11 protein-coding genes are annotated in these 13159 nt (G+C 69.8%); 5 read left to right on the forward strand and 6 right to left on the reverse strand.

The window, feature by feature from the left end; genetic code table 11:
- Positions 1-127 precede the first annotated feature (127 nt).
- Both J7528_RS13375 and J7528_RS13380 read left to right on the forward strand, forming a co-directional pair.
- Positions 128-1966, forward strand: coding sequence for an ATP-binding protein (locus J7528_RS13375; RefSeq protein ID WP_291875099.1), 1839 nt, complete (start codon positions 128-130; stop codon positions 1964-1966).
- A complete protein-coding gene (locus J7528_RS13380) occupies positions 1966-3327 on the forward strand; it encodes a sigma-54 dependent transcriptional regulator (protein ID WP_291875103.1) in 1362 nt (453 codons plus the stop codon). The genes J7528_RS13375 and J7528_RS13380 overlap by 1 nt, the downstream gene beginning before the upstream one ends.
- Here J7528_RS13380 and ilvD read toward each other — a convergent pair.
- A complete protein-coding gene (ilvD, locus tag J7528_RS13385; RefSeq protein WP_291875106.1) occupies positions 3305-5158 on the reverse strand; it encodes a dihydroxy-acid dehydratase in 1854 nt (617 codons plus the stop codon). The two genes, J7528_RS13380 and ilvD, sit on opposite strands and share 23 nt — an antisense overlap.
- 97 nt (positions 5159-5255) lie before the next feature.
- Here ilvD and J7528_RS13390 point away from each other — a divergent pair, with 97 nt between their 5' ends.
- Positions 5256-6152, forward strand: a complete 897-nt coding sequence (locus tag J7528_RS13390) for a LysR family transcriptional regulator (protein ID WP_291875109.1) — start codon at positions 5256-5258, stop codon at positions 6150-6152.
- Between the two features lie 16 nt (positions 6153-6168).
- Here J7528_RS13390 and J7528_RS13395 read toward each other — a convergent pair whose 3' ends face one another.
- Positions 6169-6837 (reverse strand): TetR family transcriptional regulator, encoded by a 669-nt coding sequence (locus J7528_RS13395; protein ID WP_291875110.1) that lies wholly within the window; start codon positions 6835-6837, stop codon positions 6169-6171.
- Between the two features lie 95 nt (positions 6838-6932).
- Between J7528_RS13395 and J7528_RS13400 the strand changes: the two genes are divergently transcribed.
- Positions 6933-7595 carry an O-methyltransferase gene (locus tag J7528_RS13400; RefSeq protein WP_291875112.1) on the forward strand — a complete coding sequence of 221 codons (663 nt, stop codon included), beginning with the start codon at positions 6933-6935 and terminating at the stop codon, positions 7593-7595.
- Here the strand turns inward: J7528_RS13400 and J7528_RS13405 are convergent.
- Genes J7528_RS13405 through J7528_RS13420 form a run of 4 tightly spaced genes read right to left on the reverse strand, consistent with a single transcriptional unit; the run spans position 7592 to position 10823 of the window.
- Positions 7592-8923: a HAMP domain-containing sensor histidine kinase gene (locus J7528_RS13405; protein WP_291875115.1), complete on the reverse strand. Its 1332-nt coding sequence runs from the start codon at positions 8921-8923 to the stop codon at positions 7592-7594. The two genes, J7528_RS13400 and J7528_RS13405, sit on opposite strands and share 4 nt — an antisense overlap.
- Positions 8920-9585: a response regulator transcription factor gene (locus J7528_RS13410; protein ID WP_291875118.1), complete on the reverse strand. Its 666-nt coding sequence runs from the start codon at positions 9583-9585 to the stop codon at positions 8920-8922. The genes J7528_RS13405 and J7528_RS13410 overlap by 4 nt, the downstream gene beginning before the upstream one ends.
- The gene (locus J7528_RS13415; protein ID WP_291875121.1) at positions 9586-9921 is read right to left on the reverse strand and encodes a PepSY domain-containing protein; all 336 of its coding nucleotides are present in this window, start codon (positions 9919-9921) and stop codon (positions 9586-9588) included. It lies immediately after the preceding gene.
- Positions 9922-9974: 53 nt separating this feature from the next.
- On the reverse strand, positions 9975-10823 hold the full coding sequence (locus J7528_RS13420) for a MurR/RpiR family transcriptional regulator (protein ID WP_291875123.1): 849 nt from the start codon (positions 10821-10823) through the stop codon (positions 9975-9977).
- 217 nt (positions 10824-11040) lie between these two features.
- Between J7528_RS13420 and J7528_RS13425 the strand changes: the two genes are divergently transcribed.
- A complete protein-coding gene (locus J7528_RS13425; protein WP_291875125.1) occupies positions 11041-13035 on the forward strand; it encodes a phytase in 1995 nt (664 codons plus the stop codon).
- Positions 13036-13159 lie beyond the last annotated feature (124 nt).

The following is a 13159-nucleotide window of genomic DNA, read 5'->3' on the forward strand; positions in this document are numbered from 1 at the left end:
CCTTATCGTTGATTTATCTAGAGTTTTTCACCACCCGCCTTTTAGGGACCGCTACCGGGTCGGCGAAAAACCCCACGCCCGCCGCGCATTTTGTGCGAAAATCCGCACAAACCCTGGAAACGCTTCCGTGAAGACCCCGCCCCTGCCGAATCTGGCCGACCCAATCGCCCGTCGCTGGCTGATGTTCGTCGTGGTCAGCGCGATCCTGCTGGCGGCCGTTGTCGGCTTCGCGGGCGCGGTGGCCGAGCGGCGCGCCACGGTCGACCTGTCCCGCCAGGCCCAGGCCTCGGCCACCCTGCACGCGGCCGTCCTGCGCAGCGAGCTGGCCAAGCACCGCTCGCTGCCTTTCATCCTGGCCCAGGACCCCGACGTCGCCGAGGTGCTGCGCTCGGGCGACCCGCAGGGCCTGGCCGCCATGAACCGCAAGCTGGAGACCCTGAGCGGCGGCACCAGTGCGGCGGTGATCTATGTCCTGAACGCCAGGGGCATGACCATCGCCGCCAGCAACTGGCGCGAGCCGACCAGCTTCGTGGGCTCCGACTACAGCTTCCGCCCTTACTTCAAGGAGGCCAAGGCCGACGGCGCCGCCGAGCTCTTCGCCCTAGGCACGGTCAGCCGCCGTCCGGGCCTGTTCATGTCCCGCCGCGTCGAAGGCCCTCAAGGCCTGCTGGGCGTGGTGGTCGTGAAGGTCGAGTTCGAGGCGCTGGAGGCCGAGTGGTCCGCCGCCGAGCCCGCCTTCGCCGCCGACCCGCGCGGCGTGATCCTGGTGACCTCGGTCCCGGCCTGGCGGTTCTCGACGCTCAATCCCCTGCCCCGGCCCGAGCAGCAACGCCTGCGCGCCGAGCACCGCTTTGGCGACGCGCCGTTCGAGGTGCTGAAGGCCTCGCCCCTGCCCGTCGCCGGCCACGCCCCGACCCTGACCAGCATCTCGCCGCCCGATCAGGGCGAGAACCGCTACATGGCCGCGAGCGCCGACCTGGGGGCCGTGGGCTGGACGGTCTATACCCTGACGCCGGTCGGCGCGGCCTTGCGCACGGCCATCAGCGGCGCCCGCGCCATCGCCCTGCTTGCGGGCCTGGCGACCTGCGCCGTCGCCGCCGCCCTGCTGCGCTGGCGTGGCCAGGCCACCGTTCGCGCCGCCCGCCAGGAGGCCGCCCGCCTGGAGCTGGAAGCCCGCGTCCAGGAGCGCACCGCCGAGCTGCGCCAGACCAACCAGCGCCTGACCGTCGAGATCGAAGAGCGCCGCCGCGTCGAGGCCCATGTCCACGTCATGCAGGACGAGCTGGTCCAGTCCAACAAGCTGGCCACCCTGGGCCAGATCGCCGCCGGCGTAGCGCACGAGATCAACCAGCCGGTGGCCGCCATCCGCGCCTATGCCGACAACGCCGCCGCCTTCCTGGACCGGTCCGACGACAAGACCGCCAAGGCCAATCTGGGCCTCATCTCCGGCCTCACCGAACGCATCGGCCTGATCACCGACGAACTGCGGGCCTTCGCCCGCAAGTCCAGCGCCCCGGCCGCGCCGGTGGCCTTGCGCGAGGCCGTCGACGGCGCCCTGCTGCTGGTCGGCCCGCGCCTGCGCCAGCAGGGCGTGCGCGTGATCCGCGACGAGGCCGACGAGGCCGCCCGCGTCATGGCCGAACGCTTCCGCCTGGAACAGGTGCTGGTCAACCTGCTCCAGAATGCCCTGGAGGCGCTTGACGGCCACGCCGATCCCGAGATCCGCGTCCAGGTCTCGGTCAAGCGCTCGCAGGTGCGGATCCTGGTCGCCGACAACGGCCCCGGCGTCGCCCCCGAGGCGGCCAAGACCCTGTTCACCCCGTTCGCGACCACCAAGCCCCGAGGCCTCGGATTGGGCCTGGTGATCAGCCGCGACATCGTCGCCGAGTTTGGCGGCGAGCTTTCCCTGGAGGCTGGCCCCGGCGGCGCCCGCTTCCTCATGTCCCTGCCCAAGGCGCGTTCGTAATGCCCGTTTCCGTGAACCAGGTGGCCTTCATCGACGACGACGACGTCCTGCGCGACGCCAACGTCCAGACCCTGCAGCTGGCGGGGTTCGAAGTGCTGGCCTTCGCGTCGGCCGAGGCCGCGGTCGCCGCCGTGCCGGCAGACTTTCCCGGCGTGGTGATCAGCGACATCCGCATGCCGCGCATGGACGGCCGCCAGCTGTTTCGCCGCCTCAAGGAGCAGGACGCCGACCTGCCCGTCATCCTGATCACCGGCCACGCCGACGTCACCGAGGCCGTCGAGGCCCTGCACGACGGCGTCTACGACTTCGTCGCCAAGCCCTACGCCCCCGAGCGCCTGGTCAGCAGCGTGCGCCGCGCCATCGAGAAGCGCCGGCTGGTGCTGGAGAACCGTGAACTGCGCAGCCTGGCCGCCCAGGCCCAGGGCGACTGGCCGCTGATCGGCCAGACTCCCGTCATGGAGCGCCTGCGCGCCACCCTGCGCCAACTCGCCAGCGCCGATGTCGACGTGCTGCTGGAGGGCGAGACCGGGGTCGGCAAGGAGCTGGCCGCCCGCGCCCTGCACGCCTGGGGCCGGCGTCGGGACCGCGAGTTCGTCGCCGTCGACTGCGCCGCCTTGCCCGCCGGCGCGCTGGATAGCGAGCTGTTCGGCCACGAGCTGGGCGCGTTCAGCGGCGCGGTGCGCCAGCGCACGGGCCGTATCCAGCAGGCCGACCGCGGCACGCTTTTCCTGGATGAAATCGAGACCTTGGCGCCGGAAGCTCAAGGCAAGTTCCTCCGGGTCCTGGAGGAGCGCGAGGTCACGCCCCTGGGCTCCAACCGCGCCCAGACCCTCGACCTGCGCGTCGTGGCCGCCGCCAAGGGCAACCTGGCCGACGCCGTGACGGCCGGGACCTTCCGCCAGGACCTGTTCCACCGCCTGGACGTCGTGCGCATCCGTATCCCGCCGCTGCGCGAGCGCCGCGAGGACGTGCCGCTGCTGTTCGCCCACTTCCTGGCGCGGGCCTGCGAACGGCTGGACGGCCCGCCGCCGGTCGTCGACGACCAGGTGCGCTGGCGGCTGCACAATCACGACTGGCCCGGCAATGTGCGCGAGCTTGGCCACTATGCCCAGCGCGTGGCCCTGGGTCTGGCCGACCAGACCTCGACCGGCGCGCCTGAGGAGCTGCCGCCCCTGCCCGAGCGCGTGGCGACCTACGAGGCCCATGTGATCCGCGAGGCCCTGGCCGGCTGCGACGGCGACGTGCGCAAGGCGCTGGAGGTCCTGCGCATTCCGCGCAAGACCTTCTACGACAAGCTGGACCGCCACGACATCGACGTGGCGGCCTACCGTCCTGGGACTAGCCGCGCTCGACCTGGCTGACGTCGCGGACCGCGCCGCGGGCGGCGTTGGTGGTCATGGCGGCGTAGGCGCGCAGGGCGGGCGAAACCACGCGCTGGCGATCCTTGGGCTTCCAGGCGTCCTTGCCGCGCGCCAGTTCGGCCGCCCGGCGCTCGGCGAGCACCTCGTCCGAGACTTCCAGCGTGATGCCCCGGTTGGGGATGTCGATCAGGATGCTGTCGCCGGTCTCGACCAGGGCGATCAGGCCGCCCTCGCCGGCTTCCGGCGAGACGTGGCCGATCGACAGGCCCGAGGTGCCGCCCGAGAAGCGGCCGTCGGTGATCAGGGCGCAAGCCGCGCCCAGGCCCTTCGATTTCAGATAGGTGGTCGGGTACAGCATCTCCTGCATGCCCGGGCCACCCTTGGGGCCTTCGTAGCGGATCACCACGACCTCGCCGGCCTTGACCTGGCCGCCCAGGATGCCGCTGACGGCGGTCTCCTGGCTCTCGAACACGCGGGCCGTGCCCCGGAAGGTCAGGATCGACTCGTCGACCCCGGCCGTCTTCACGATGCAGCCCTCGGGGGCCAGGTTGCCGAACAGCACGGCCAGACCGCCGTCCTTCGAGAACGGGTGCTCGACCGAACGAATGACGCCCTTCTCGCGGTCCAGGTCCAGGTTCTCCCAGCGGGCGGCCTGGCTGAAGGCGACCTGGGTCGGCTTGCCGCCCGGCGCGGCGCGGAAGAACTCGTGGGCGGTGGCGCTGTTGGTGCGGCCGATGTCCCAGCGGGCCAACGCTTCCGCCATGGTCGTGGCGTGGACGGTGGGCTGGCTGGTGTCGATTAGACCGCCGCGTTCCAGCTCGCCCAGGATGGCCATGACGCCGCCGGCGCGGTGGACGTCTTCCATATGCACGTCGCTCTTGGCGGGCGCGACCTTGGACAGGCACGGCACCTTGCGGGAAAGACGATCGATATCGGCCATGCCGAAGTCGACTTCGCCCTCGCTGGCGGCGGCCAGCAAGTGCAGCACGGTGTTGGTCGAGCCGCCCATGGCGATGTCCAGGCTCATGGCGTTCTCGAACGCCGCCCGCGTGGCGATGCCGCGCGGCAGGGCCGTGGCGTCTTCCTGCTCGTACCAGCGCTGGCACAGGTCGACGACCAGGCGGCCGGCTTCCTTGAACAGGGCTTCGCGGTCGGCATGGGTGGCCAGGACCGAGCCGTTGCCGGGCAGCGACAGGCCCAGGGCCTCGGTCAGGCAGTTCATCGAGTTGGCGGTGAACATGCCCGAGCACGAGCCGCAGGTCGGGCATGCGGCCTTCTCGATCGCGGTGACTTCTTCGTCGGTATATTTGTCGTCGGCGGCCACGACCATGGCGTCGACCAGGTCCAGGGCGCGGATCTCGCCCTTCACCTGCACCTTGCCGGCCTCCATCGGCCCGCCCGAGACGAAGACCACCGGGATGTTGAGGCGCATCGAGGCCATCAGCATGCCGGGGGTGATCTTGTCGCAGTTGGAGATGCAGACGATGGCGTCGGCGCAGTGGGCGTTGACCATGTACTCGACCGCGTCGGCGATCAGTTCGCGGCTGGGCAGCGAATAGAGCATGCCGCCGTGGCCCATGGCGATGCCGTCGTCGACGGCGATGGTGTTGAATTCCTTGGCCACGCCCCCGGCCGCCTCGATCTCGCGGGCGACCAGCTGGCCCAGGTCCTTCAGGTGCACGTGGCCCGGGACGAACTGGGTGAAGCTGTTGGCAATGGCGATGATCGGCTTGCCGAAATCCTCGTCCTTCATGCCGGTGGCGCGCCACAGGCCGCGGGCGCCGGCCATGTTGCGGCCGTGGGTCGAGGTGCGAGAGCGATAGGGAGGCATGGGAAATCTCAATGTCGGCTGTAGGGTCTTTCTACGGCCGTTCCTCTGGCGGACAAAATATATTAGTTCAGCAGTATTAGGTCGCTGAGCATATCAAATGGACGTCCGCCCGCTTCGCCATTTCGCCGCCGTCGCCGACACCCTGCACTTCGGCCGGGCCGCCGAGCGCCTGGGCATGACCCAGCCGCCGCTCAGCCAATCAATCATTGCGCTGGAGAAGAGCCTGGGCGCGGCGTTGTTCGTCCGCTCCAAGCGCAGCGTGCGGCTCAGCGCCTTCGGCGAGCAGTGGCTGCCCCACGTGCTGGCGACGCTGGACAGCCTGGACGAGCTGCCGACCACGGCCCGCCGTATCCGCGACGGCCAGACGGGCCTGCTCACTCTCTCCTTCGTCAGCACCGCCGACTACAGCGTCCTGCCGGCCCTGGTGCGGCGCTATTCGCAAGGCTATCCGGACGTCGAGATCCGCCTGTTCGAGGCCACCAGCGACGTGCAGATCCCCGCCCTCGTCGCCGGCGAGCGCCATGCCGGCATCATCATCCCGCCCGCCGACCAGGCCCTGCCGCCGCCACTGGACTATCGCCGCCTGCTGCGCGAGCCGCTGATCGCGGCCGTCCCCACGGCCTGGATCGACGAGGGCCGCATCGCCAGTGACGACCGGCTGGCCACGGACGAGGTCCTGGCCTCGCCGCTGATCCTGTTCCCCAAGCAGGTGGCGCCGGCCTTCCACGATCTGGTCACCGGCTACTACGCGGCCCTGGGCGGCGTGCCCAGAATCGTCCAGGAAGCCATCCAGATGCAGACCATTATCAGCCTGGTCTCCAGCGGTCTGGGCATCGCCCTGGTCCCGGCTTCGCTGCGGAACATGGCCCGCACCGGGGTCAGCTACATCCCGCTGGCCGGCGCGGTGCCGGAGCTGGAAACCGGCCTGGTCTGGCGGCGCGGCGAGGTCTCAGCAACGCTCGCTAACTTCCTGAAATTGCTGGATACGCCGTAGAAACGCGATGAAAGCGTCAGATCATCGGTTTGCGACGGTCCGAGGCCCTGGGATTCTTCCAGCCGATCCACACCAGATAGGCCTGGAACATGTCGGCCATGGCCCCGGCATAGGCCTCGATCTCGTCCTCGGTACGCGGGGTCTCGGAGAACGATTTCCCCACCTGTTTCAAGGTGTTGGAGATCAGATCGCCCACGAGAGCTCGGTCGGCGTCGGGCGTGTCGGGCATCAGCTCGATCATGAAGTCCAGCAGGGTCTGGGTGCCCGACAGGCGGGCTTCCTGGGCCTCGGGCGCATCGCGATACAGCGGCGCGGCGTCGTCCAAGGCGCCTCGCACCTCGGCCTCTTCGCACTCGGAGCGGATGAAGGCGATGACCAGGGCCCGCAGGCGTTCCAGCGGCGGGCTGGAGGCGTCGCCGAGGATTTCCTTCAACAGATCCGTGGTTTCGCGCCACTCGTCGCTCTGCAGACGGAAGAGGATCGCGGCCTTGTTGGGGAAGTACTGGTAGATCGAGCCGACGCTTACCCCAGCCTTCTCGGCCACCCGCGCCGTCGTGAAACGGTGGGCGCCTTCCTTGGCCAGAACCTGAACAGCGGCCTCCAGGATCGCCGACACCAGCTCGGTCGAGCGCGCCTGCTGGGGCAGCTTTCGTGAGGAAATTCGGGGCGTTGGGCGATCGGTCATCGGCAGCCTTGCAACGCGAATACCGGAACCCGACGGATTATTCGTATTTTCGGGACCGACGCAAGATCGCGTCTCTTCCTACTTCGGACACCCCGATGACGACCCTGACCACCGCCCCCATCGCGCCCCTCTTGGAGCGCCTGTTCACAGAGGCCGACGAGGCCTCGCCCATGAACGATCCGGCCTTCGCCCACGTCACCGAGGACGAGCACTCCCGGCTGATGCGCAGCAAGACCGAGTATCGCGAGCTCTATGACCGCCTCAAGGCCTATCCCCTGGCCGTGTCGCGCGAAACGGGCGCCCTGCTCTACATGCTGGCCCGCGGTATCCGCGCCACGACGATCGTCGAGTTCGGGACCTCGTTCGGCCTGTCGACCCTGCACCTGGCCGCGGCCCTGCGCGACAATGGCGGCGGTCGGCTGATCACCACCGAGTTCGAACCCTCCAAGGCCGAGCGCGCCCTCCAGAACCTGATCGCCGGCGGCGTTGCCGACCTGGTCGAGATCCGTGAAGGCGACGCGCTGCAGACCCTGGCCAGCGACCTGCCCGACCGGATCGACCTCGTCCTACTGGACGGCGCCAAGGCCCTCTATCCCGAGATCCTGGCCCTGCTGGAAAGCCGCCTGAAGCCGGGCGCGCTGATCATCGCCGACAATGCCGACTACGCCCCGGACTATCTGGGTCGCGTTCGTTCGCCGATGGCCGGCTATATCTCGGTGCCGTTCGCCGAGGATGTCGAGCTGTCGATGAAGCTTTAAGCCGTCCAGGCGATGGTGACGCGCAGGCCGCCCAGCTCCGAGCGGTCCATGCTCAGCACGGCGCCGGAAGACTCGCCCAGGTCGCGGACGATGGCCAGGCCCAGTCCGTGACCCGGGCCGGCCTCGTCCAGCCGCGCCCCGCGCGCCAGGGCCGCCTCGGCCCGCCCTTCGTCCATGCCCGGCCCGTCGTCCTCGACCCGCAGCACGCCGGCCTCGCCCGAGACCCGCACCTGGCGACGGGCGAAGCGGGCGGCGTTCTCGATCAGGGCGCCCAGCATCTCGGTCACCGCGTCCTCGGATACGGGCACACGGAGTTCGACGGGGATCTCGACGTCGAAGATCAGCCGTTCGCCATCGGCCGTACGCTCCAGCACCGCCACCAGGCGCTCAGCCACGGCAAGCGGCGCGGCTTCGGCGGCGAAGGCCGCTTCCCGTGCAGCGGCGGCGCGAGCGCGGGCCAGCTCCGCCTCCAGCGCGGAGGAGACGGCGGCAATGGCGGCGTCCAAGCCGTCAGCGGCCTCGGCGGCGCCAGCCTCGCGGGCGCGACGGCTCTGGGCCGACAGCGCGGCCAGGGGCGTCTTCAGGCTATGGGCCAGGTCGCCGGCCCGGCGGCGGGCCCGAGCGAGGTCCCCTTCCCGCGCCTCGGCCAGGGCGTTGATCGCCTCGGCCAGCGGAGCGATTTCCTGTGGATGTTCGTCGGACATCCGGGCCGATGGGCTCTTGCGCAGGCGGGCGAGGTCGTCGCGCACACGGGCCAAAGGCGCGAGGCCCAGGGTCACCTGCAAAGCGGCGGCGGCCGACAGCACGACCCACAGGCCCGCCAGGAACAGGGCCAGATCGCGACCGAATTCCTGGCGCGCCGCCCGCAGGCCCTTCTCGTCGCTGGCCACCTGGATCAGCGCGGCGGGGCCGTTGCGATCGGGCCGCACAGATCGCTCGACCAACAGCAGGCGGTCGCCGAACGGCCCGGCAGCGATGCGCGAGCCCCAGTCATCGGCTGGCGCGGCCTCCGGCGCCCTCAGCGTCTGGTCCCAAAGGGAGGTCGAGGTCTTCAGGCCCGCCGGTGTCGAAACCTGCCAGTAGAGGCCGCCCATGGCCTTGCGCAGCCGGGGATCGGTCGGCGTCGCCTCGACCGCCGGCGCTCCGGTCGGCTCCAGCCGAACCGAAGCCGCCAGCATCTGGCCCGTCCGGATCAGCTCCGCCGTCTCCCGGCGCTCGATGTGACGTTCGAACAGCCAGGTCATGGCCAGCCACGACACCGCTAGAGCCGCCAGGATGGCCAACATACCCCTGGCGATCAGCCGACCTCGCAGCGACCTTCCCTTCACGCGGCCAGCCCGGCCAGCAGATAACCAAAGCCCCGGCGGGTCTCGATCACGTCGGCCCCGACCTTGCGGCGCAGGCGGGTGACCAGGGCCTCGATGGCGTTGGCGTCGGCGGTGTCGGCCACGCCGTAGAGCTGCTCGGCCAGCTCGCCAGCCGAGACCGCGCGGCCGGGATTGTGCGCCAGGCAGTCCAGCAGGCGGAATTCCAGCGGCGACAGCTTGACCGGCGCGCCGTCGAGGGTGGCCGACATCCGACGGGTATCCAGCGAGAGGCGTCCAGCCTCGATCGTCGGCGAGACGCGGCCGGCGGCGCGGCGCACCAGGCCCCTCGCCCGGGCCAGCAGCTCGCCCATCTCGAACGGCTTGGCCAGGTAGTCGTCGGCCCCGGCCTCGATGCCCTCGACCTTCTCGGTCCAGTCGCCGCGCGCCGACAGGATCAGCACCGGGAACGCCCGGCCGTCCTTGCGCCAGCGACGCAGCACCGACAGGCCGTCCAGGCGCGGCAACCCTAAGTCCAGGATCACGACGGCGTAGTCCTCGACCTCGCCCTTGAACGAGGCCTCCTCGCCGTCGCGCGCCAGGTCCACGACGAAGCCGCTGGCGGCCAGCGCCTTGGCCAAGTCCGGCCCGACGACGGGATCGTCCTCGACGACCAGCGCTCGCACTCAGTCGTCCTCGAGCTTCAGGGTCGCGCCGGTCTTGGCGTCGAGCTCCAGTTCACGGATGCGGCCGGACTTGGCCAGGATCTTCAGGTCGTACTTCAGCCGCCCATGGTCGCCTTGCTCCAGCTCGACCTCGATGACCTCGCCGGGCACGCGCTGGGCGGCGATGGCCAGGATGCGGGTCAGCGGCAGGACCTCCTTGCGCAGCAGGGCCTGGCGCGCGGCCTCGTGGCTCTGCTTCTTGTGGTCGTCGGAGGCCGCGACGCTGGTGGCGGCCAGGGTCGAGGCGGTCAAGGCGATGACCACCAGGCTGACAAATGGGGTTCGGGACAGGATCATGGGCACGACGATTCCACAGCCATCCTGACACGCCCCTGACGCGCCGCAACGCTTCAGGTCGGCGAGACGAGCTCTGGGCCCAGGCGATCCTCGCCCGCGGGGTCGGCGGGAAAGCCGAACACCAACGCCTGGACCAGGCAGATCGAGGCCGCCACAGAGCGGAACGATCCCGTCTCGGCCTCTCGCACCGGCAAAACGAGCTGGGCCGAGGCGGCGATCGGGCTGGCCGGGCTGTCGCTGATCGACAGGATCCGGGCGCCCTGCTGCGCTGCCGCCGCGACCGCCTGCATCGTCTCCTCGGCATAAGGATGGCTGCTGACGGCGATCAGCAGGTCGCGCGGCCCGATCGTCTGGACCTGCTGGCGCACTCGCCCGGCCATGCCATCGACGAAGAACGCCCGCTTGCCGGCATATTGCAGGGCATGGGCCAGATACGAGGCCACCGGGAACGAGCGCCGGAAGCCCACGACATAGACCATCTCGACCTCGGCGATCATTCGAGCGGCAGCGCGCAGGTTGGCCTCGTCCACCGTGCACAGCAGATTGCGCAGCGCCTGGACGTCGCCCTCGACGAACGCTTCCAGCACCTCGCGACCCGCGCCCTCGTCGAAATGGCGTACACGCTCGCCCAGCCCGGGGGCCTGGCCCGACAGCAGACTGTCGCGAAACAGCCGCTGCATCTGGCTGGCGCCCGGATAGCCGAAACTCTTGGCGAAGCGGACGATCGCCGAAGGCTGCACGCCGCAACGCTCGGCGATCACAGCCACCGTCTCCAGCGCGAAGGCGTTGGGTTCGTCCAGGACAAAGCGCGCGATCTGGCGCTGGCGCTCGCTCAGCGCGTCGTAGCGGTCGACGATCGTCGCCCTCAACGCCTCGGCCGTATTCGGCGCCCCCTCGATCATATCCGCCCCGAGATGATCACTGACAATCTGAGACTATCGGTTCCATACGTGCGCACAACGCGGGCGAGCAGGCTTGAACGTTTCGCGTCCCCGTATCGAGGAAGCTTGGCTGTCATCGCCCTGTGTCCGACGCCGTTCATATGACGCGGTTCGTCAGCCAGGCGTCAGGGCCCGCCGTCTAGGGGGTCGCCTCGCAAACGTGACCGGAGGGGCCGCCATGAACCGCCTGAAACTCGCCGCCAGCCTGCTGGCCCTGACCATCGCCGCGCCGGCCCTGGCTCAAGTCCAGCCCGTGGGCGCCACCGCCCCAACCGCGCAGGGCGGCGCCAACGGCGTGGTGCTGCTGCGCGACCCGACCGATCCCAAGAAGAGCGTGATCGCCGCCAGCGCCGAACTGGCGGGGCTGGAGTTCTATGGCCTGGACGGCCAGCGCATCGCCTCGGTCCCCGGCGGCGAGGTCGAGGCCGTCGACGCCCGTGAAGACGGCGCCCGCGCCATCCTGGCCGTGCTGGACAGCCAGTCCGGCGGCTTGCGCCTGTTCGCCCGCGACTATGCCAGCGGCCAGGTCTCGGCCTTGAACGCCAAGCCCCTGGCCCTAGGCTATTCCGGCGAAGGCCTGTGCCTGCATCGCAGCGCCCGCGACGGCGCCTTGTACGCCTTCGCCATGGGCCGCGACGGCCAGCTGGACCAGTGGCTGCTCTACCCGACGGAAAGCGGCCAGATGGACGGCCGCGTCGTGCGCCGCCTGCGCCTGTCGTCCGAAGCCAAGTTCTGCGTCGCCGACGACGCGACGGGCGCGCTCTATGTCGCCCAGCAGGCCGTGGGCATCTGGCGCTACGACGCCGATCCCGAAGCCGAGCCGGTCCCGACCATCGTCGACATCAACCGCCTGGGCCACATCGCCGGCGAGGTCGGGGGCCTGGCGATCGTGGACGGCGGCGCGGGCGCCAACTATCTGGTCGCCGCCAATACCGACGCGGGCGACTTCAACGTCTACGACCGAAGCGCGGGCGACAAGTTCCTGGGGAGCTTCAAGGCCGGCGCAATCGAGAACCCCTCGGCGTTGTTCGGCCTGCGCGCGCCCGTCGGCGCCAGCCTGCCGGCCGGGGCCCTGCTGATCGCCGACGACCGCAAGCAAGGCGCCCACAGCCAGATCCTGTCCTGGGCCGACATCGCCGCCAGCCTTAAGCTGCCGACCGGCGTCGACGCCCCGGCCACGCCCAAGAGCAAGGTCGCGCTAGTCCACGCCACGATGGAGACCGTCCCGGTCGATCACGACGGCGACGCCGCCGACGACCCGGCGATCTGGGTTCACCCGACCGATCCCAGCAAAAGCGCCATCATCGGCACGGACAAGAAGGGCGGCCTAGCCGTCTATGACCTGTCGGGCCAGCGCCTGCAGTTCCTGCCCGACGGCAAGATGAACAATGTCGACCTGCGCGGCGGCTTCAAGCTGAGCGGCAAGACCGTCACCCTGATCGCCGCCAGCGACCGCACCCACAAGTCGATCGCGCTCTACACGATCGATCCGCAGACGCGCCTGCTGAGCAACGTCGCCGACGGTGTTCAGCCCACGAACCTTTCCGATCCGTACGGCCTGTGCATGTACCAGGACCGCAAGGGCGGGACCTTCGTGTTCGTTGGCGACCCCGACGGCCTGGTGCGCCAGTGGAAGCTGATCGCCACCCCGGCGGGCAAGGTCAAGGCACAGGCTGTCCGCGACATGCGCTTCGACACCCAGACCGAAGGCTGCGTCGCCGACGACCAGACCGGCGCGCTCTATGTCGCCGAAGAGGACGTGGCCCTGTGGCGACTGGGCGCCGACGCCAAGGCCGGCTCGGCCAAGACGGCCGTGGCCCGCATCGCCGACAACCCCGCCCTGAAGGACGACCTGGAAGGCATCGGCCTCTATGCCCAAGCCGGCGGCAAGGGCTTCCTGGTGGTGTCCAGCCAGGGCAACAACACCTACGCCGTGTTCCGCCGCGAGGGTGACAACGCCTATGTCGGCAGCTTCGCGGTCACCGCCGATGGCTCCAAGACGATCGACGGAATCTCCGAGACCGACGGCCTGGACGTGACCAGCGCGCCCCTAGGCGCGGGCCTGGAAGGCGGGGCGTTCGTCGCCCAGGACGGCCGTAACATTTCCCCGCCCGAGCACCAGAACTTCAAGCTCGTTCCGTGGTCGGTCATCGCCGAGAAGCTGAAACTGTAAGGGATTCCGGCGACAGCTTAGCCTGTCATGCTTTGTCACGAACGCGATGCAGAGCCGAAAGGCGGCGTCGCCAATCTCAGACCCGTAGCAGGGCCGCTCGCCCCCCAGGGCGGCCGCTGCCGGG

This window comes from Caulobacter sp. (genome assembly GCF_017744445.1).
Lineage (GTDB): Bacteria > Pseudomonadota > Alphaproteobacteria > Caulobacterales > Caulobacteraceae > Caulobacter.

Coding starts and splice junctions, on each gene's coding strand:
- J7528_RS13415 (WP_291875121.1), bottom strand. CDS start 9,921: ATGATCCTGTCCCGAACCCCATTTGTCAGCCTGGTGGTCATCGCCTTG.
- J7528_RS13395 (WP_291875110.1), bottom strand. CDS start 6,837: ATGACCGATCGCCCAACGCCCCGAATTTCCTCACGAAAGCTGCCCCAG.
- ilvD (WP_291875106.1), bottom strand. CDS start 5,158: ATGCCTCCCTATCGCTCTCGCACCTCGACCCACGGCCGCAACATGGCC.
- J7528_RS13380 (WP_291875103.1), top strand. CDS start 1,966: ATGCCCGTTTCCGTGAACCAGGTGGCCTTCATCGACGACGACGACGTC.
- J7528_RS13420 (WP_291875123.1), bottom strand. CDS start 10,823: ATGATCGAGGGGGCGCCGAATACGGCCGAGGCGTTGAGGGCGACGATC.
- J7528_RS13400 (WP_291875112.1), top strand. CDS start 6,933: ATGACGACCCTGACCACCGCCCCCATCGCGCCCCTCTTGGAGCGCCTG.
- J7528_RS13390 (WP_291875109.1), top strand. CDS start 5,256: ATGGACGTCCGCCCGCTTCGCCATTTCGCCGCCGTCGCCGACACCCTG.
- J7528_RS13425 (WP_291875125.1), top strand. CDS start 11,041: ATGAACCGCCTGAAACTCGCCGCCAGCCTGCTGGCCCTGACCATCGCC.